This is a genomic window from Gemmata obscuriglobus (genome assembly GCF_008065095.1).
Taxonomy (GTDB): domain Bacteria; phylum Planctomycetota; class Planctomycetia; order Gemmatales; family Gemmataceae; genus Gemmata; species Gemmata obscuriglobus.
Window position 1 is genome coordinate 1,115,005 of sequence record NZ_CP042911.1, and the last position, 18,116, is coordinate 1,133,120.

At 68.6% G+C, this 18,116-nt stretch carries 14 protein-coding genes; 9 read left to right on the forward strand and 5 right to left on the reverse strand.

Annotation, left to right across the window (positions count from 1 at the left end):
* The first annotated feature begins 8 nt into the window (after positions 1-8).
* Entirely contained in the window at positions 9-413 is a 405-nt protein-coding gene (locus GobsT_RS04535) for a hypothetical protein (protein WP_109571281.1), read from the forward strand.
* Between the two features lie 192 nt (positions 414-605).
* On the opposite strand, the gene GobsT_RS04540 is transcribed toward GobsT_RS04535, so the two are convergent.
* Positions 606-1,577, reverse strand: coding sequence for a sodium:calcium antiporter (locus GobsT_RS04540; protein WP_010047820.1), 972 nt, complete (start codon positions 1,575-1,577; stop codon positions 606-608).
* A 160-nt stretch (positions 1,578-1,737) separates the two neighbouring features.
* Here GobsT_RS04540 and GobsT_RS04545 point away from each other — a divergent pair, with 160 nt between their 5' ends.
* Together GobsT_RS04545 and GobsT_RS04550 are read left to right on the forward strand one after the other, a co-directional pair.
* Complete coding sequence (locus tag GobsT_RS04545; RefSeq protein ID WP_010047816.1) at positions 1,738-3,981, forward strand: DUF4139 domain-containing protein; 2,244 nt, start codon at positions 1,738-1,740, stop codon at positions 3,979-3,981.
* 141 nt (positions 3,982-4,122) lie between these two features.
* Complete coding sequence (locus tag GobsT_RS04550) at positions 4,123-5,739, forward strand: alkaline phosphatase D family protein (protein WP_010047814.1); 1,617 nt, start codon at positions 4,123-4,125, stop codon at positions 5,737-5,739.
* Between the two features lie 40 nt (positions 5,740-5,779).
* On the opposite strand, the gene GobsT_RS04555 is transcribed toward GobsT_RS04550, so the two are convergent.
* Positions 5,780-6,097 carry a GIY-YIG nuclease family protein gene (locus GobsT_RS04555; protein ID WP_010047812.1) on the reverse strand — a complete coding sequence of 106 codons (318 nt, stop codon included), beginning with the start codon at positions 6,095-6,097 and terminating at the stop codon, positions 5,780-5,782.
* Between the two features lie 256 nt (positions 6,098-6,353).
* Here GobsT_RS04555 and GobsT_RS04560 point away from each other — a divergent pair, with 256 nt between their 5' ends.
* The 4 genes from GobsT_RS04560 (at position 6,354) to GobsT_RS04575 (ending at position 8,409) form a co-directional block, all read left to right on the forward strand.
* The gene (locus GobsT_RS04560; RefSeq protein ID WP_010047810.1) at positions 6,354-6,722 is read left to right on the forward strand and encodes a DUF4190 domain-containing protein; all 369 of its coding nucleotides are present in this window, start codon (positions 6,354-6,356) and stop codon (positions 6,720-6,722) included.
* Between the two features lie 374 nt (positions 6,723-7,096).
* On the forward strand, positions 7,097-7,417 hold the full coding sequence (locus GobsT_RS04565) for a hypothetical protein (RefSeq protein WP_029601207.1): 321 nt from the start codon (positions 7,097-7,099) through the stop codon (positions 7,415-7,417).
* A gap of 54 nt (positions 7,418-7,471) precedes the next feature.
* The gene (locus tag GobsT_RS04570; RefSeq protein WP_010047807.1) at positions 7,472-7,963 is read left to right on the forward strand and encodes a hypothetical protein; all 492 of its coding nucleotides are present in this window, start codon (positions 7,472-7,474) and stop codon (positions 7,961-7,963) included.
* A 65-nt stretch (positions 7,964-8,028) separates the two neighbouring features.
* Entirely contained in the window at positions 8,029-8,409 is a 381-nt protein-coding gene (locus tag GobsT_RS04575; RefSeq protein ID WP_010047806.1) for a hypothetical protein, read from the forward strand.
* A gap of 68 nt (positions 8,410-8,477) precedes the next feature.
* Here the strand turns inward: GobsT_RS04575 and GobsT_RS04580 are convergent, their stop codons facing one another.
* Positions 8,478-10,268, reverse strand: a complete 1,791-nt coding sequence (locus GobsT_RS04580; protein ID WP_109571278.1) for a serine/threonine-protein kinase — start codon at positions 10,266-10,268, stop codon at positions 8,478-8,480.
* 260 nt (positions 10,269-10,528) lie between these two features.
* Between GobsT_RS04580 and asnS the strand changes: the two genes are divergently transcribed.
* Positions 10,529-11,926 carry an asparagine--tRNA ligase gene (asnS, locus tag GobsT_RS04585; RefSeq protein ID WP_029601142.1) on the forward strand — a complete coding sequence of 466 codons (1,398 nt, stop codon included), beginning with the start codon at positions 10,529-10,531 and terminating at the stop codon, positions 11,924-11,926.
* A 213-nt stretch (positions 11,927-12,139) separates the two neighbouring features.
* Here asnS and GobsT_RS04590 read toward each other — a convergent pair whose 3' ends face one another.
* Entirely contained in the window at positions 12,140-13,390 is a 1,251-nt protein-coding gene (locus GobsT_RS04590) for a hypothetical protein (protein WP_010045884.1), read from the reverse strand.
* A 258-nt stretch (positions 13,391-13,648) separates the two neighbouring features.
* Between GobsT_RS04590 and GobsT_RS04595 the strand changes: the two genes are divergently transcribed.
* Positions 13,649-15,532: an RNA polymerase sigma factor gene (locus tag GobsT_RS04595; protein ID WP_010045883.1), complete on the forward strand. Its 1,884-nt coding sequence runs from the start codon at positions 13,649-13,651 to the stop codon at positions 15,530-15,532.
* A 34-nt stretch (positions 15,533-15,566) separates the two neighbouring features.
* Here the strand turns inward: GobsT_RS04595 and priA are convergent, their stop codons facing one another.
* Positions 15,567-17,969 (reverse strand): replication restart helicase PriA, encoded by a 2,403-nt coding sequence (gene priA / locus GobsT_RS04600; RefSeq protein ID WP_010045882.1) that lies wholly within the window; start codon positions 17,967-17,969, stop codon positions 15,567-15,569.
* Positions 17,970-18,116: the final 147 nt, after the last annotated feature.

Sequence of the window (18,116 nt, forward strand, 5' to 3'; positions counted from 1 at the left end):
AGGCACACGTGCGTGCATTAGCTGGGGCCGGTTTGGCCCTGATTTGTGCCGCCCTCGCCGGGTGCGGGGGCGGCGGTGGGTCGGCGGTCGAAGGCGCCGTCACTTACGACGGCACCCCGGTGAAAGCCGGCGCCATCTCCTTCATCGCGGCCGACACCAAGGGCGGCGGGAGCGGGGGGGCGGCGATCGTGGACGGCACCTACAAGATTCCCGGGGAGCCCGGGCTCAAGCCCGGAAAGTACAAGGTCGAGATCCGGTGGGCGAAGCCGACCGGGAAGAAGTTCAAGAGCGAGTCCGGCGACATGCTCGACATGACCGAAGAGGGGCTGCCGGAGAAGTACCACATCAAGTCGGAACTGACCGCCGAAGTGACGTCCGGTCCGAACAAGATCGACTTCACTCTCGCGAAGTGACCGCCACCGGCCCCGAATGGGGCCGGTTCTCATTTCGGCCCCCACGCCGACTCACACCCGATTCGCGGTTATGGCGACTGGGACACGGACTGGCCGTTCGCTACCAACCGACTGGCCACAAGCGGGTCATTCGCTGGGCGGTTGCTACCGCGCGAATCGCACCCTCCGAACCCGATCCAACCCGCGCAAGTGCTAACGCAACCGAAGCACCTGCCAGGTCACGAACCCGATATGAGCCGCAAACAGTAACACCCCCTCCCACCGCGGCACGCGCCCGTTGAGCAGCGCGGGCGACACGAGGGCGGCGCTCAGCACCATCGCGGGCACTTCGTAGAGGATGGCGTGTTCGGTCAGCACGAGCGGGCGCACCAGCGCAACCGCACCGACCACCAGCGACACATTGAACAGAGGCGGACCGACCGCTAACCCCAGCGCAACATCCGGGCGCCCGCGTCGAACGGCAAGCACCGCCGCCACCAGCGCCGGTAAGGCGGTGCCGAACGCCGCGAGCGTCATTCCGGTGACCGGCGTACTGAGCCTCAATCCGACCGCCGCGTGGAGGAACGCCCCGGAAGCGAGCCACGCCCCGCTCGCGACCGCAGCCAGTCCCGTCAGCGAAAGCAGCCCTGCAACCCACACCGGCATTCGTTCCGGCACCCACCCGGCGAGCGCGGCCCGCACATCCGGCAGCTCTCTCCGTGCGGCGCGGGCGAGCAGCACCAGCGCGACGACGGCTGCCATCAGGAGGATAGCGGCATCCGGGCGCGAGATCGCTTTGTCAGCCGCGAGGAACCAGAACAACAGGGCCATCGTGAACAGAAGCGGAATCGCAGTACCGAACAGCCGCGCCGATACCGTTACGGGACGCACGAGCGCCGCCACGCCGAGCACGAGCAGCGAACTGGCGATGTTCCCACCAATTACGGTTGCGAGAGCGGCAGCGTCCAGCCGGCGGGCCTCCAGTGCCGCGGCCGGCCGGATCACGAGGGCCAGTGCGAGAGCGAACCCCGAAACGCACGGCCCGAGCCCGATCGCGACCAACCCGACCGCAAACGCTCCGCGCCCGGTCGCGCGGTCCAGGCGCGCCGCCCCGGCCACCAGCGCCCCGCTCCCGACCGCGAGCAGCACCAGCCCGACCGCGAACAAGATCCCGTGTTCCGCCATACGCCCCTCGGTCCGGCCGTTCGTGTCACGGAATGTAACAGATTCTGTTGCTGCGGCAAACTTTGCGCGGCGTCGTGGCGTCGGAATACGGCACCGGCGGGCGAACGCTGCGGTGCGACCACTCCCGCCCCACACGGGGCCGTTAACGAGGGCCTGTGCGATGTCGAAGGCGAAATGGCTGCTGTGGGCGGCGCCGGTGGCGGGCGCGGTGGGCCTGGGCGTGTGCGTGGACCAGTGGCTCAGCGCCGCCGGGGAGGCCAAGCAGGACCTGAAGCCGGCGGTGTCGCTGCCGATCAGCCGGGTGGTGCTGTTCAACAGCGGGGTCGGGTACTTCTCGCGGTCCGGCGAGGTGGAGGGGGACGCGCGGGTGGACCTGACGTTCCCGGAGGGGGACGTGAACGACCTGCTCAAGAGCATGGTGCTGGAGGACTTCAGCCCCACCGGGCGGGTGAGCGCGGTGAGCTACGACAGCCGGGAGCCGATCGCCCGCACCCTCAGCTCGTTCGCCATCAACCTGACCGGGAGCCCGACGTTCGCGGGCATCCTGGGGCAGTTGCGCGGGGAGCGGGTGGAGGTGGCGGTGAGCGCCACCGCGGCGAACCAGCCGGGCAAGCTGTCCGGCACCATCGTGGGGATCGAGAAGCAGCGGGTGCCGGCGGGCACCCAGGTGCTCGACGCCGAGGTGCTGAACCTGTGGTGCGCGGAGGGCATGCGGGCGGTGAGGCTGGGGGACGTGCAGACGCTGCGGTTCAGCAACCCGGTGATCGAGTCCGAGTTCCGCCGGGCGCTGGACGTGCTGGCGCTGTCGCACGACAGCCAGAAGAAGTCGGTGAGCCTGCACTTCGCGGGGGACGGGCGGCGGCGGGTGCAGGTGGGGTACGTGACCGAGGCCCCGATCTGGAAGACCAGCTACCGGCTGTTGCTGGACGCGGGCAACAAGGAGAAGCCGTACCTGCAGGGCTGGGCCATGGTGGAGAACCCGACCGACGAGGACTGGGCCGGGGTCAAGATGGCGCTCGTGTCGGGGCGCCCCATCAGCTTCAAGATGGACCTGTACAACCCGCTGTACGTCAACCGCCCCACCGTCGAGCCCGAACTGTTCGCCTCGCTCCGCCCCGTTACGTACTCCGGAAGCCTCAAGGAATCCGAGTGGCTCGCCCGGAACCCGCGTGGGTGGAGCGAGGGAGGACCGGCCGGACCGGGGCAGCCAGCCGGCGCGGGCGGCGGGCGCGGGGGATTTGCGGGCGGCGCAGCCAACCGCCCGGCCGCGCCAAGCGCCAAGGGTGGGATGCCGGCACCGAAATTCGACGCCCCCGAGGCCGACGCGTTCCGGCGCTCCGTGAGTGCGAATGACGAACAAAACCGGTTCGCGAAGAACTCCGCCGCGGAACTGGTCCAGCAAATGGGCCGGGGCACGGTGGGGAACGCGGCCACGTCGGGCGCGCTGGGGGACTTCTTCCAGTACACGATCGACCACCCGGTAACGCTCCCGCGGCAGAAGAGCGCGCTGCTGCCGATCGTGGGCAAGGAGGTGGAGGGCGCGCGGGTGAGCATCTACAACCCGGCGGTGCAGGCCAAGCACCCGCTCCTGGGGCTGCGGTTCAAGAACACGTCGGGGGCGCACCTGAACCAGGGGCCGGTGACGGTATTCGAGGGGAGCGTGTACGCGGGCGACACCCGGGTGCTGGACGTGCAGCCGAACGAGGAGCGGCTGGTGAGCTACGCCATCGACCTGGGCACCGAGGTGGACCCCACGGCCGGGGCCGGCCGGCAGCAGATCACCCGCGTCAAGGCGGTCAAGGGGATCGTCCACACGGTCACCCAGGTGACCGAGGAGAAGACGTACCGGATCGCCAACCGCAGCGCCACCGACCGCACCGTGCTGATCGAGCACCCGAACCGCACCGCCCAGCAGGTGAAGCTGGTGGACACCCCCAAGCCGGTCGACGACACCCCCGAGGTGCTCCGGTTTCAGGCCGCCGTGGCCGCCGGGCAGACGACCACGTTCACCGTCAAGGAGCAGCGCGACGTTGCCACCACCATCGCGCTGAGCAACGGGGCCGAGGACCAGATCCGGTACTTCCTGAGCCTCAACGAGGCCACGCCGGCGCTCAAGAAGAAGCTGGCCGAGGCGCTGCAGATCAAGGACGGGTGGGACGGGGCGGTGCGGGAGCTGCGGCAGGTGCAGGAGGAGCTGCGGCGGCTCACCGCGGACCAGGACCGGATTCGCAAGAACCTGCGCGAGACCCCGCGGGAGGCCGAGGTGTACGCCACGTATCTAAAGAAGCTGTCCGACCAGGAGAAGGAGATCGACGCGCTGACCGCCAAGGAGAAGCAGCACACCGCCGCCGAGTTCGCCGCCCGCAAGAAGTACGAGGACTACCTCGCCAACATCTCCGACTGATCGAGCCGCGCACGACACGGCTCGCGGGCCGTGTCGTGCGCGCGGTCTTCACACGCTTTTCGCGTGACTCTGGTCGGGGTGGGCTTACGGTAACCAGCGGCGCGCCCGGCGCGCCGCTCGCCCGAACCCGAAGGGCCTCTCATGCTCGACCTGTCCCGCATCCCCACCGCGCTCCGCTCCGAAGGCGGCTTGTCCCGGCGCCTGTTCCTGGCATACGGTGCTGCGCTGGCGGCCCTTCCGTCGCTCGCGACTCGCACGCACGCCGCGGACAAGAAGGTGACGTTTTCCGCCGACCCGTTCGCGCTGGGGGTGGCGTCCGGCGACCCGAACGCCGACAGCGTGGTGCTGTGGACGAAGCTCGCTCCTGAACCGCTCGCACCGGACGGCGGGATGAAACCCGACGCCGTGAGCGTGACCTGGGAAGTGGCCGAAGACGAAGCGATGAAGAAGGTGGTGGCGAGTGGCGCGGTCGTCGCTGCCCCGCAGCTCGGCCACTCGGTTCACGTGGAGGCGAAAGGGCTCAAACCGGACCGCTGGTACTGGTTCCGGTTCACGGCCGGGGACGCGCGGAGCCCGGTGGGCCGCACCCGCACGCTTCCCGCCTCCGACGCCGCGCCCGACAAACTCAAGTTCGCGTTCGCCTCGTGCCAGCACTACGAGCAGGGGCTGTACACGGCCTACGAGCAGATGGCGAAGGACGACCTCGACCTGGTCTTCCACCTGGGCGACTACATCTACGAGTACCCGAACCGCGAAACCGCCAAGGTGGTGCGCAAGCACACGGGTCCGAAAGACGGGAAGATCAAGACGCTGGGCGACTACCGCGAGCGGCACGCGCTGTACCGGTCGGACCGGCTGCTCAGCGGGATGCACGCGCGGTGCCCGTGGTTCGTGACCTGGGACGATCACGAGTTCGACAACAACTACGCCAACGACATCCAGGAGCGCCAGCCGAAGGGCAAGGCAAAGGCGGACCCGGCCGACTTCCTGGTCCAGCGGGCCGCGGCGTACCAGGCGTACTACGAGTTCATGCCGCTGCGGCCCCGGGCGCTGCCGAAGGGGCCGGACATGCAGCTCTACCGCAAGGCGAGCTTCGGCCGGCTGGCCGAGTTCTTCGTCCTGGACACGCGGCAGTACCGCACCCCGCAGCCCAACGAGGACGGGCTCAAGCCGCTCAACGAGGCCGCGCTGGACCCGAAGAACACGCTGCTGGGCAAGGCGCAGCGCGGGTGGCTGGACGCCGGGCTGCTGGCGTCCGGCGCCACGTGGAACGTGCTGGCCCAGCAGGTGATGATGGCGCTGGTGGAGATCACCACCGCGAAGACGGCCGGGTACTCGATGGACCAGTGGCCCGGAGCCGCGCACGAGCGGATGGCGCTGATGAAGTTCATCGCCGACCGCAAGGTGCCCAACCCGGTGGTGCTGACCGGGGACATCCACTCGAACTGGGTGAACGACCTGCGCGTGGACGACCGCAGGCACGACGCCCCGGTGGTCGCCACCGAGTTCGTGGGAACGAGCATCTCCAGCGGCGGGAACGGGCCGAAGGAGGTCGCGGGGCTGGACAAGTTGCAGGCCGCGAACCCCTGCGTGAAGTTCCACAACCGCGACCGCGGGTACGTCCGCTGCACGGTGACGCCGACCGCCTGGACCAGCGACTACGTCGCGGTCGAGGACGTGACCAAGTCGGGCGGCCGGGTGACCACTCGCGCCTCGTTCGTGGTCGAGGCCGGTACTCCCGGCGCGAAGAAAGCCTGAGCCGACCGCACAGCGGGCTTCAAGCCCGCGCCGCTGGCGCTCAAGCAGACGAGCGGCGTGCCCTTCGCCGCTCGTAGTTCGCGACGAGGGTGTCCTTCAGCGTCCGGGTCAGTTTCTTGATCGCGAGTTCGCGGCGCAGGGCGTCACCGTGTGTCTTCACCGCTTGCCGGTAGGCCACGGTCACGGGCCGGCGTGACCGCGTGTACTTTGACGCCGTGCCCGCGTTGTGCTGCGCGAGGCGGCGGTTCAGGTCGGTGGTGATGCCGGTGTACAGCGTGCCGTCGGCGCACCGCAGGATGTACACCACCCACTTCGGGTTCTTCGCCTTCGGTGATTGCGAACGCGCCCGCGGGGGCATATCTTGGAGCCCTCTCGTAATCCGTCGAAAGAGGTGCGGGACGGGCTGACGGCCATTCACCCGGACGCGAACACCGCCTCCGCCCCGGCCAGCAACTTCCTTTTCTAGCTACGGATCAGGGTCGGGTGAGTGCCGAACTGAAGCGATACGCTCGTTGAGCGTCTTGTCACACCTCCGAGCCGCCGGCGTCGCACAGGCTTTGAACTCCGCCGAAGGCTCCTTCGCGATCGACAGAACCACTGAACGGGGTACGAGAATGGATGACGAATCGGAACCCGACGACCGCCCGCGGCGGCGTCGCCGTGACGAGGACGGGGACGGCGGTCGCCGTTCCCGGCGGCCGCCACCGGACGACTTCGAGCCAACCGAACTGCTCATCCCGGGCGGCAGCCCGTACGCCATCATCTCCCTGTACATGGGGCTGATCGGGTTGTGCCTCCCGATCATCGGACTGGTGTTCGCCGTCCCGGCGTTCATCTGCGGCATCGTCGCCGTCCGCCGGTGGAAGAAGACGAACACGTACGGGGGCGTGACGAGCAACATCCGCGCGCTGTTGGGCCTGATCATGAGCGGCTTGGGCGTCCTCGTTTGGGGAACCATCGCGACGATACTCGCCTTCAAGTAGCAACGGCGAAATCGCGTACCGCGCGGCCGCCCTTTGGGGGGCACTCGGCTCACAAAGAACCGGCCGACCAAACGAAGAACGCGCGGTTGCTGTTCGGGGCGAAACATCGGTGTGTGTGATGAGAGCCGGACCTGCTTGGCGAAGGAAGACGAACGGTGAGCGATATCTGTCCGCACTGCAAAGTCAAGCTCCCATATGTTGTCGATGCGTTCTGCCCGGAGTGCCGTGAGTCGCTCACGGAATCACCAGAAGCGGATAGTTACGCGCCCGTTTTGCCTGGAGTTGCTCCTCTCGATGAGCCGCGTTCACGCGCGGCCCCCTGGCCTCTTCACACCCGCCTGTTCGTGCTCGCGTTCTACGCTCTTGCGGTCGCAATGGGTGTCCGAAGCATCTGGTTCTGGGAGCCGTCCGTGCTGGACGGGTTGATCCCGGTCGCAACCGCCGTTTGCTTGGGGTGGTGGGCGGTTGTGGACGCCCGCCGGCGCCGGCACCCGATTCCGCTTCTGTCCCGGCCGTGGTTCTTCTTGCTGGCGCCGGTGGTGGTGCCGGGGTACGTTATTTGGAGCCGCCGCGGGTGGGGGGCAGGATTGGTCGCACTGCACGCAGCACTGTGGTACGGAACGGGCTTTGCCGTCATGCACATCGGCGGGGTTATCGTGTTCGGGCGCGAGTGGCTTCGCGCCCTCGGGTTGTAACGACGCCAACCGCATTTGCCGCAGCGCTGGCCCCCAACCGCCAAGGTCGCACAGATGATCGACGAGTTAACTACTATCCGTGAGGTCGATCTCGCGAGCGCGGAAGCGATACTGGCCGTTCGCCTGTTCATTCCCGGTGTGGTGGAGGGAATTGGCGACGAGTATCCTCTGGCACGCGTCCCGCCCCTGGCCGCCGTGATCACATCCCGTACCGTCACCCCGGACGGAACAGAGACAGGCACCATCACCACGACGGGTGCGGTGGTCGTGTACTGCGCTCACGTGGACGGGCAGACGGCGGACGGACGGGGCTATGGGTTCAGCAAAACCGTGTTCATTGAGGGCCGGGCGACAGACGCGGTCGCAGTTCATGTGTCGCTTTGCTGGACGGACCGTCACGGGCGCCGCGGGAGCCTGGACGAAGAGTTGCTGGTGCCGTGGTTAGGAGACTCCCGGCGCGAGGTGGCGGGCGGATGGGTCGAGGCGCGTATCACCCCGATCGCATGTCGCGCTGACTCCAACTCTGCACCAAACCACGGCGCGTAGATCATTCCCTGTGCCGGTGGTGACGGGCGGCCGGCGAGTGGCATGTTCGGCCTGTGGAGATGCGATTGAACCGCGAGTTGCTTACACAACTGGCGTCGCTCGTCGAGCGCCTGAACGAGTGGCAGGGGACGATGGTGGAGGTGATCGAACAAATCACCCGCTCACCGGGCAGCCTTGACCGGCACCACACCACCTACTCGTCGTTCGTGATGCGGTTGGAGTTCGTGGGCGTTGCGTTCAGCGGCGCGTCACTGATGGTGCTGGGAAAGGCGCTCGGCCGGGACGTGGGATACCAAGCCTCCTGCGATTTCCTCGAACGGCTGTCCGTGAAGCCTGACGGGGTCACGTTCGTGGAGCGGTTCGCCAGGGTGGCCGAGCGGCACACGACGATCAGACAACTGAGTGCGAGCCCAGGCACCGAACCTGACGCGGCCCCGGGCGCATAGGTTACTCGGCGACACGTACCAACGAAGCGACGGGGGAAGCTCCGCACGAACCGCCTTGCGCCGCAACCTCACGCCGGACCGGTCAGCCAGACGGCCGCGAGCCGGCGGGTCCGGCGGACGATCCGCTCGGCGATCCCGACCCCCGCGACCCCGGCCCCGATGAGCCCCACCGTGAGCACCCGGAACCCGAGCGTGAGGACCCCGTCGGCCAGCGTCAGCAGCAACACCGCCCCCACCAGCGGGACCGCGCACGCGAGCGTCATGAGCGCGCCGAGCGGGGCCGTCAGCGGTTGCACCTCCGCCCGCGCCGCCGCCGGGGCGAACGCGTCCGGGTTCCCCAGGTGCGGGTACAGCGCGCGGAACACCACGTAGGTGATGCACAGGTAACTGAACACGCACCCGATCAGCCCGGCCAGCGCGAACGACACGAAGTAGTGCGCGTAGGTCTGCCACCCGAGCGGCCCGGCCAGCACGTCGATGGCGACCGGGAACACCAGCGCGCCCGGCAGCCAGCCCACCGCACCCAGCACCGCCGACCGAGCGCCGATCCGCCGCACCTCGCCGCGCAGCGCGTCCAGTTGGGGGCCGCTCAGCGCCCCGACCACCGGGAGCTTGCGGGTGATGCGCCAGAACAGCCACAGCCCGATGCCCCCGCACGTCGGGTACACGACCAGGTTGTACGCCCACAGCAGCCGCTCGAACACCATGCCCTGCGCCGCGCTCAGGTTCACCTCGACGAGGTTGTACCCGATCTGCACCACCGACGCGGCGGCGTGCGGGAGGATGCCCGCCAGCGCCAGCGCCAGGGCCGGCCGCGCGCCCACCCGCCGGTCCAGCGGCGTGGGCGCCGGCAGCTCCCGCCGGGCGGCCATGAGCCGCCCCGCCGCGCCCAGCGCCGCCGCCAGCTCGGCCGCAGACGAATACCGGTCTGCCGGGTCCGGGCGGAGCGTGCGGCGGATCACCGCGGCCAGTTCGCGGGGCACCCGGTCGAGCGCGTCCGGGCCGCCCGGCTCCGGGGACTCCGGCGGCGGCGCCAGCCGGGGCGGTCGGCGGCCGGTGGCCAGTTCGTACAGCACCACCCCGAGCGAGTACACGTCGCACCGCTCGTCGGCCGCGCCGCCGGGCAGCCCGGCCATCGCGGCGTAGTACTCGGGCGCCATGTACGCCAACGTGCCCCCGTACCGCACCCCGTCCCGGTGCCGGGTGCGGTCGAACGCCACGTTGAAGTCCGCCAGCATCGGCCGCCCGTAGGGCGTGATCAGGATGTTCCCCGGCTTGATGTCGCAGTGCAGCACGCCGCGGGCGTGCGCGAACGCGAGCGCCTCGGCCAGCCGCGCCCCAAGCCGGCACACGGCCTGCGGGAACTCGTCCGCCCCGAGCGCCTCGCGGTCCCGCAGCGCGGCCGGGTCGAACCCCGGGTCGCCGCGCCGCAGCCGGTCGAGCGCGGCCAGCAACTCGGCCCCGGACTGCGGCTGGCGGCCGCCCTCGTACAGGTGGCGGATCAGCACCCCGAGGTCCGCCCCGGGCACGTACTGGAGGCACAACCCGGCCAACCCGGTGTCGGGGTCCGCGAACGCCGAGAACACCTTCACGATGTGGTCGTGCTCGAGGCCGGCGAGCAACTGCCCCTCGCTGCGCCCGGCCATCTCGCGGTCGGTCACCTTGAGCGCGACGTGCCGCCCGAGCGACACCTGGTGCGCCAGGAACACCTGCCCGAACGCCCCCTGCCCCAACTTCGAGACGATCTCGAAGTCACCGACGCGGGGCGGGACGGCCGCGCCGCCCCCGTGCGCCCAGGGGGGCGGATTGGAAATCCGGGTGGTCTGGTCCGGCGGTGAGTCGTCGGGGAGCGTGCTCATCAGTCGGTCCGGCGGCAAAGCGGGGCACCACCACCGTTTTACGACCCGCGGCAGCTCTACAAGGAAGGTGCGACCGTAAAGCACCGCCCTCACCCCGCGGCACCGGCACTTCCCCTTGCCGGGAACTGGAAGCGATTGCTCCTGGCCCGTTTCTGCCGCCACCGCCGGCGCCGGTGGACCGCCGCAACCGCCCGGCGCTGAACGCCGGGGTGCCCGACGGCTACACTACCGACAGCAGTTCCGAAGCAGGGAGCAAATCTGTGGACAAGATCAGCGTTTCCGACGCCCGCCGGGCCGAAGCGGTCGGCCGGCACGTCCGGCTTCAGGGCTGGGTGCGCACCCGGCGCGACTCGAAGGGCGGGTTCAGCTTCATCGAACTGAACGACGGCTCGTGCCAGGGCAACGTGCAGGTGGTGGCCCCCGGCGAACTCGCCAACTACGAGTCTGTGGTGAAGCACCTCCACACCGGGGCCAGCGTGCGCATCGACGGCGAGGTGAAGGCGTCGCCCGCCAAGGGGCAGGCCACGGAGGTGCTCGCGGCGAGCGTGGAGCTGATCGGCGACGCCGATGTCAACACCTACCCGCTCCAGAAGAAGGGGCACAGTTTCGAGTTTCTGCGGGGCATCGCGCACCTGCGGCCCCGCACCAACACGCTCGGGGCCGTCGCCCGCGTGCGGCACCAGGTGTCGATCTCGATCCACCAGTTCTTCCACGAGCGCGGGTTCTACTACGTCCACACGCCGGTCATCACCGCCAGCGACTGCGAGGGCGCCGGCGCGATGTTCCGCGTCAGCACCATCGACCCCGAGGCGCCGCCGAAGGCCGAAGGGAAGGTGGACTACAAGCAGGACTTCTTCGGCAAGCCGGCGTACCTGACGGTGAGCGGGCAACTTCAGGGCGAGGCGTTCGCGTGCGCGCTGGGGAAGATCTACACCTTCGGCCCCACCTTCCGGGCGGAGAACTCGAACACCCCGCGGCACCTCGCCGAGTTCTGGATGATCGAGCCCGAGATGGCCTTCTACGACCTCACCGACAACATGGACCTCGCGGAGGCGTTCCTGAAGCGGATCATCTCCGACGCCATGACGTACTGCCTTGAAGACCTCAAGTTCTTCGCGGAGAAGTTGGAGAACAACAAGGGGCTGTTCGAGAAGCTGGAGAACGTGCTCAACAACGGGTTCAAGCGGGTGTCGTACACGGAGGGCGTGGACATCCTGCTGAAGAGCGGCAAGACGTGGGAGTACCCGGTGGCGTGGGGCGTGGACCTCCAGAGCGAGCACGAGCGCTACTTGGCCGAGCAGCACTTCAAGTGCCCGGTGATCCTGTACGACTACCCGCGCACGCTGAAGCCGTTCTACATGAAGGTGAACGACGACGGGAAGACCGTGCGCGCGATGGACGTGCTGGTGCCCGGGGTGGGGGAGATCATCGGCGGCAGCCAGCGCGAGGAGCGCCTGGACGTGCTCGAATCGCGGATGCGGGAGCAGGGGCTGCCGCCGGAGGGATACGAGTGGTATCTGGACCTGCGCCGCTACGGCACGGTTCCCCACTCGGGGTTCGGGCTGGGGCTCGAGCGCACGATCCTGTTCCTGAGCGGGATGGCGAACATCCGCGACGTGATCCCGTTCCCACGCACCCCCGGCAACGCGGAGTATTAACGGGCCGAAAGCGGACGCCCGCCGTTGTTCGGTGAGCGTCCGTGCCGGCGCTCAGTCGCGTATCGGCGGTTTCGGTCACGCGTCTCCCGGCCGCCCGTCTGGCCCGCTCCCCGAGCGGGTACACTCAAATCCCAGAACATCGCTCAACGACGGATTGCCGACGGACGCGAAGCCGGAATGGTGCCTCGTTCGCGGCTCGAATCTGGAGCCGTCCTACTTCGCGTTCTTGGCCTTCCACAGCCCCATTTCGATCTTCAGCCGGGTTTGTGTCGCGTAGTTCAGCAACTGCGGTTTGTATGCACCGGCCTCGACGCGCCGTTGCGTATATTGCTCCTGGTCCTTCGCTGCGACGAGCAACTCTTCAAGCCAGGGGACGAGTTCCTTTGGCTGCTCCGCCCACAACTCCGTCGCCGCCGCCTGGATGTCCAGCAAGCAGTTCGCATCGAGGACGAAGGAGTTCGGATCGGGTCCGGAATGCTGGTTCCATTGGGGGAGTTGGAACTGGAGCGTGCCCTGGTGCAACCGGGCCTTGAGGAGCTTGCGTGCGGTGTCATCGGTCGGCTCGATCTTCAGGGCTACCACTCCGAACAGCCGCGGGCACCGGTCGGTGTAGCGCGCCATCCGTCTGGCAAAGGCGAACGACGACCAGCCGCTATTCCCAAGGACTCCCGCAACCACCGGGGGAACAATGTCCGGGAACAGGGTCGGGGGCACCTTCGTGCCCGCGATCCAGTCGCCTTCAGCAGGCACTGCCTTCTCGCGTGCTGTTGTCGGCTGTGTCTTGCTCGGCTCGGCTTGGGGGTTCTTCGCCCTCCACAGGACCAACTCGAGTTGAAGTCGCACGCGCGTCATGGACATCACCTCTGGTGGCCTAAGAGACCCCACCTCAACTCGTAACCGCGTGAACCGCTCGAACTGCTTCGCCGCGACGATCAACTCTTCGAGCCAGGGAACGAGCTCTTTTGGCTGCTCTCTCAACAGCTCCGCCAGCGTGCTTTGTATTTCCAGAAGGTTAACGCCTGGGCGCCCGGCGTCAGACAGAGGCCGTCCCTCGATCGGCTTCAAATGCTCCTGGTACTCGAGAATGAGTTGGTGCGTATGGGCCTTTAAGAGCTTCCGAAGTGCGTCATCGGTCGGCTCAATTTTCAGGACCGCTTTCCCGAGGAGCCGCGGGCACAACTCGTTGAAGGCCGCCGCGCGCCTTTTCCAGAACACCTCCACGTCTTCTTTCCCGTCCCACTCGGCTGGAGTGAACACGAGATCGGGAAACATACTGGGCGGAACGCGGATGTCCCGGCGCGAGTCGTGCCGGTCGGCGCGAAACGCGGTGAGCGGCGGGAGCCACGCCGCGTCGTCGGCTTTCGGCGTCGCATCGGGTTTCTTCTCGTCACCCGCTCGCACCCCGCTCGTGGCGAACGTCACGCACAAGACCGCGAACAACACCCGCTTGGCCGAAGTGCGCATTTTAGCCTCCGAAATGCGATCGATTCGCCTCTCGTTCGACCGAGTCGATGGTATCGCGTTCCGATCGCGTTCACAACGCCGCGCCTTCAAACCGCGTTCCGCATCTCGGCTGGCGAATGGACGGTCCGACCGGGTAATTTGCCCCCTTGGGGCTCCGCGGCGGTACGCGGACATTTTTTCCCCACTCATCGAAGGGACGGATGGGTGGGCGCCAATATACGGTGGGCCGGCACGACGCCGGCCCTCGGAGGCAAGGGAATGTCGCAGAGCGTACTGACCGCGGCCGTCACCCGGGTGCGCCGGGCGGCTCGCGCCGATTCGGCCGACGGGGAGCTGGTCACCCGGTTCGGCGCCACCGGCGACCCAGACGCGTTCGCGGAGCTGGTGCGCCGGCACGGGCCGATGGTGTCGGCGGTGTGCCGGCGGGTCACCCGGCACCGGCACGACGCCGAGGACGCGTTCCAGGCCGCGTTCCTGGTGCTGGCCCGCAAGGCCGGCGAGCTGGACCCGCCGGGCGCGGTGGGCGGGTGGCTGTTCGGGGTGGCGGTGAACACCGCCCGGGCGGCCCGGCGGCGGTCCGCCCGGCGGTACGCCCGCGAGTCGCTGACGGCGGCCCCGCCCGAGGCCGGCGGGTGCGAGCCGGAGCCGGACTTCGACACCCGGGCCGCGGTGGCCGAGGCGGTGGCCGAGTTGCCCGAGCGGTACCGCGCCCTGGTGGTCGCGTGCGACCTGCGGGGCGAGCCCCAGGCGGTGGTCGCGCGGCGGCTCGGGCTGCCGGTGGGGACCGTGTACAGCCGGCTCTCGAGCGCCCGCCGGTTGCTCGCCGAGCGGCTCCGGCGCCGGGGCGTCGGGGCCGCGTCGGGTGCGGCGGCGCTGGGCGCGCTGGCGCCCGACGCGGCGGCACTCCCACCGATCTCCGATTGCCCGTCCGCGAGCGTCACGGAACTGACGGAGGCGATCATGGCACAAGGGTCTACGCTGAAGTGGAAGCTGGCCGCGTGTGTGGTGCTGGTGGGCGTCACACTCGGCCTGGGCGCGGAGCCGTTCAAGCCGGCCGCCGTGCCCGCACCGGCCCCGCGGCCGGCGGACGAGTCGCGGCTGGTGCTGCGGTTCGGCGGGCACGTCCGGTTCCTGAAGCCGGACGGCACCGAGGTGGCGCGGGTCACCGCGGCGGACGCGGTGAAGGCCGGAGCGGACATGCCGACGCAGTCGCTCTCGCTCGGCCTTTCATCGAGCGAGGGGATCCGCGCCGTGCGGTCCGAGGAGTTCGGTCTGTGCGGCCGGGCCGCCCCGGATGGGCGGCTCCCGCTCGAAACCCGTAAGGGGCTGTACCTACTCACCTCGGGCACGCCGCCGGTCGTTGCTCCGGTGAAGGCGGCAAAAGGTGACGCGGCGCTGTTTGCATCGGGCGAGGTGCCGCCCATCGTTGCCTGGTCGGCGGACGGCAAACGGGCCGTCGGTTGCCGGCTCAAGCACCCTCTGTTCTCGACGCCCGTGTACGAGCACGTGCTGATCGATCTGGCCGCGGGGACAACGACCGCGCTGAACCTGCCGAAGAACCATAAGGTCGTGGACTGGTCCGCGGACGGATGGTTCCTCACCATCGGCGAGGAGCGCTTGGGGTACCTGAAAGGTTGGTCGGTGACATCGCAGGCGCTGTGCAAGGTGTCGGCGAACGGCCGGATCAGCGAGGTTCTGGCCACTTACTCGTTCACAGGGGATTGGACGCAAAACGGAGAATGGCTCAACACCGCGGCCCTGTCGCCGGACGGCACGCGCGTGGCGTGCCTCGTGAACACCACGGAACCGGTGGGCGAGAAGAAAGAGCCACTTCTGGGCCTGAAAATTACGGCGTTTGATCTCGCTAAAAAAGAACGGGTTGCGGTCCTTCACGAAGAGCGGAGCAAACGGGTCGCGGGGAGGAGCAGCAATCGACTTCCCTACGCCCTGAACTGGGCGCCGGACGGCTCCCGCCTCGCATTCCTTTGCTTCTCACACGACTACCAGTCCGATGCGCTGGCATCGTCCGGCTGGCACGTCGGTGTGGTCGGTGCGGACGGGACAGGAGCGAAGACCGTCTTCAGCTCCGACTTTCCAGGCGGAAAGGGGATGCCCACCACCGCCCAACTCGACTGGCGGTAACACGTTCCCACAACCCGGCGGTGACCTCGCCGGGTTACAGCATGCTGTACGGGTCGATGTCCACCTGGAACTCGACCCCGTGCGGCGGCTTCGCCAGCGCCAGCACGTTCCGCAGCACCTCGTGCAGCACCGCGCTGCTGTCCGACTGCAACTGGAAGTGGAACCGGTAGAAGTTGTTCAGCCGGAACACCGGGCACTCCGCCGGCCCCAGCAAGCGTACCGGGGCCTCGGGCGACGGGCGGCCGGTGCTCATTGCCCGCCGGATCGCCTCCTTGAACGCCGTCGCGAGCACGTCCGCGAACGCCGCCGCGGCCTCTTCCTTCTCGCTCCGCACGATCATCCGCGCCATCCGCTCGTAGGGCGGGTACTTGTGCAGCTTCCGGTGGACGAGTTCCATCTTCGCGAACTCGTTGTAGTTGTGGTGCGACGCCAGCGTGATGCACGGGTGCTCGGGCGTGAACGTCTGCACCAGCACCTGCCCGCCGCGCGTCCCGCGCCCCGCCCGGCCCGCCACCTGGGCGAGCAACTGGAACGTCCGCTCGGCGCTGCGGAAGTCGGGCAGGTGCAGCCCCACGTCCGCGTTCACCACGCCCACGAGCGTCACGTTCGGGAAGTCGAGCCCCTTCGCGATCATCTGCGTGCCGACGAGGATCTGGATCAGCCCGTCGCGGAACGCGTCCAGCACCCGCTGGTGGCTCCCGGGCTTGGACATCGTGTCGGAGTCCATCCGCTGGCACACGCTCCCCGGGAACTTCTCCTCGATCTCGACTTGCAGCTTCTCCGTCCCGAGCCCCTGGTAGCGCATCGAGGGCTGCGCGCACGTCGGGCACTTCTGGAACGGCGCCGTCTCGAACCCGCAGTAGTGGCACATCAGCGAGTTCTTCGTGCGGTGGAACGTCATCGCGAGGTCGCAGTTGGCGCACTGCGCCACGTACCCGCACGCCTCGCAGTGGACGTGCGTGCTGAACCCGCGGCGGTTCAGCAGCAGGATGATCTGCCCCTTGTCCTTGAGGGTCTGGCGCATCGCGGCCTCGAGCGTCGGGCCGATGGCCCCGGGCTTGCCGGGCGCCTTCGGCTCGTGCCGCAGGTCCACGACCTTCACCGCGGGCATCGGTCGGCTCGCTACGCGGTTCGGCATGCTCAAAACCGTGTAGTTGCCCTTCTCCGCGTTGGCCCAGCTCTCGAGGCTCGGCGTCGCCGAGCCCATAAGGATGGGGATGCCCTCCAGACGCGCCCGCATCACCGCCACGTCGCGGGCGTGGTACCGCGGGGTCGATTCCTGCTTGAAGCTGTTCTCGTGCTCCTCGTCGATGATGATGAGCCCGAGCTTGCGCGTGGGGGCGAACACGGCGCTGCGGGCGCCGACCACCACGTGGATGTGCCCGGTGGCGATGCGGCGCCAGTACCCGCCGCGCTCGGCGTCGGTCAGGTGGCTGTGCATCACCGCGAGGTTCCCGCACCGCCCCTGGAACCGCGAAATGGTTTGCGGCGTGAGCGAGATCTCGGGCACCAGAACGACGACCTCTTTACCCTGCTTCACCACCTCCTCGATGGCCCGCAGGTACACCTCCGTTTTGCCGCTCCCGGTCACGCCGTGCAGCAGGAACGGGTGGTAGCCGCCGGCGGCGAGCGCCTCGCCGATCGGCTTCCAGACGCGGAGCTGGTCCGCGTTGAGCTCGATCTCCTTGCGCGCCTCATCAGTCCCCTGCGCGTTCTCGCTTTCGGCGGACTCGTGCGCCCCGCTCGCCTCGGTCTCGATGCGCTCGCTGAACTTGCGCACCAGCCCCTTCTTGATGAGCCCCGACACCACCCCGGCGGTACACTTCGCCAGCCGCGCGAGCTGGAGGATCTCGAGCGGGCGGTTCTCCTTCTTGAGCTTGTCGAGCGCCGCCTTCTGCTGCGGCGTGACGGTGGGCAGCGGGTTGGGCAGGCTCTCGCGCGGGACCGGCTCCACGAACGACGCCATCCGCGTGCCGGCGTTGTCGCGCACCCCGGCGGGGACGACCGCGTGCAGCACCTGGCCCCACCCGCACAGGTAGTAGTCCGCCATCCAGCGGGTGAGCTTCATGAGGTGCTCGTCAACGATCGCGTCGTCGTCGAGCACGCGGGTGACGGTTTTGATCTCGTAGCCGGAGGTGGGCTCGTCGTCGGTGACGCGGACGCAGAACCCGGCGGTGGCCTTCCCGCCCTTGCCGAAAGGCACCTCGACCCGCTTCCCGACGCCGATCTTGGCCACCAACTCGGCGGGCACGGCGTAGGTGTAGGCGTGGTCGAGCGGGCGGTCGAACACGACGTCCGCGAACAGCCCGCCGGGCGTGCGGGTGGCGCGTACCGCGCGGGGCTCGTTCGGCTTGTCCCGCTCGTCTTCGATGTCGAACAGGGTGTCGTGGGCCGTCATGGCCGGTCGCTCCGCGGCGTCGGGCGTGAGTGTGTTCATGCGCACAGTTTAGCCGCGCGCGCCGGGCCCTCAAAGGACGGTTGCCCAACCGCTATCATCGGCACAACGGGTGCGGCGGGATCAGCCGTTGCTGTTTCTGCTGAGCGCGGGCGCCCCGCCCAATGGCACTTAATACAACACTGTAAC

Coding starts and splice junctions, on each gene's coding strand:
- GobsT_RS04540 (WP_010047820.1), bottom strand. CDS start 1,577: ATGGCGGAACACGGGATCTTGTTCGCGGTCGGGCTGGTGCTGCTCGCG.
- GobsT_RS04545 (WP_010047816.1), top strand. CDS start 1,738: ATGTCGAAGGCGAAATGGCTGCTGTGGGCGGCGCCGGTGGCGGGCGCG.
- GobsT_RS04550 (WP_010047814.1), top strand. CDS start 4,123: ATGCTCGACCTGTCCCGCATCCCCACCGCGCTCCGCTCCGAAGGCGGC.
- GobsT_RS04555 (WP_010047812.1), bottom strand. CDS start 6,097: ATGCCCCCGCGGGCGCGTTCGCAATCACCGAAGGCGAAGAACCCGAAG.
- GobsT_RS04560 (WP_010047810.1), top strand. CDS start 6,354: ATGGATGACGAATCGGAACCCGACGACCGCCCGCGGCGGCGTCGCCGT.
- GobsT_RS04565 (WP_029601207.1), top strand. CDS start 7,097: ATGGGTGTCCGAAGCATCTGGTTCTGGGAGCCGTCCGTGCTGGACGGG.
- GobsT_RS04570 (WP_010047807.1), top strand. CDS start 7,472: ATGATCGACGAGTTAACTACTATCCGTGAGGTCGATCTCGCGAGCGCG.
- GobsT_RS04580 (WP_109571278.1), bottom strand. CDS start 10,268: ATGAGCACGCTCCCCGACGACTCACCGCCGGACCAGACCACCCGGATT.
- GobsT_RS04590 (WP_010045884.1), bottom strand. CDS start 13,390: ATGCGCACTTCGGCCAAGCGGGTGTTGTTCGCGGTCTTGTGCGTGACG.
- GobsT_RS04595 (WP_010045883.1), top strand. CDS start 13,649: ATGTCGCAGAGCGTACTGACCGCGGCCGTCACCCGGGTGCGCCGGGCG.
- priA (WP_010045882.1), bottom strand. CDS start 17,969: ATGAACACACTCACGCCCGACGCCGCGGAGCGACCGGCCATGACGGCC.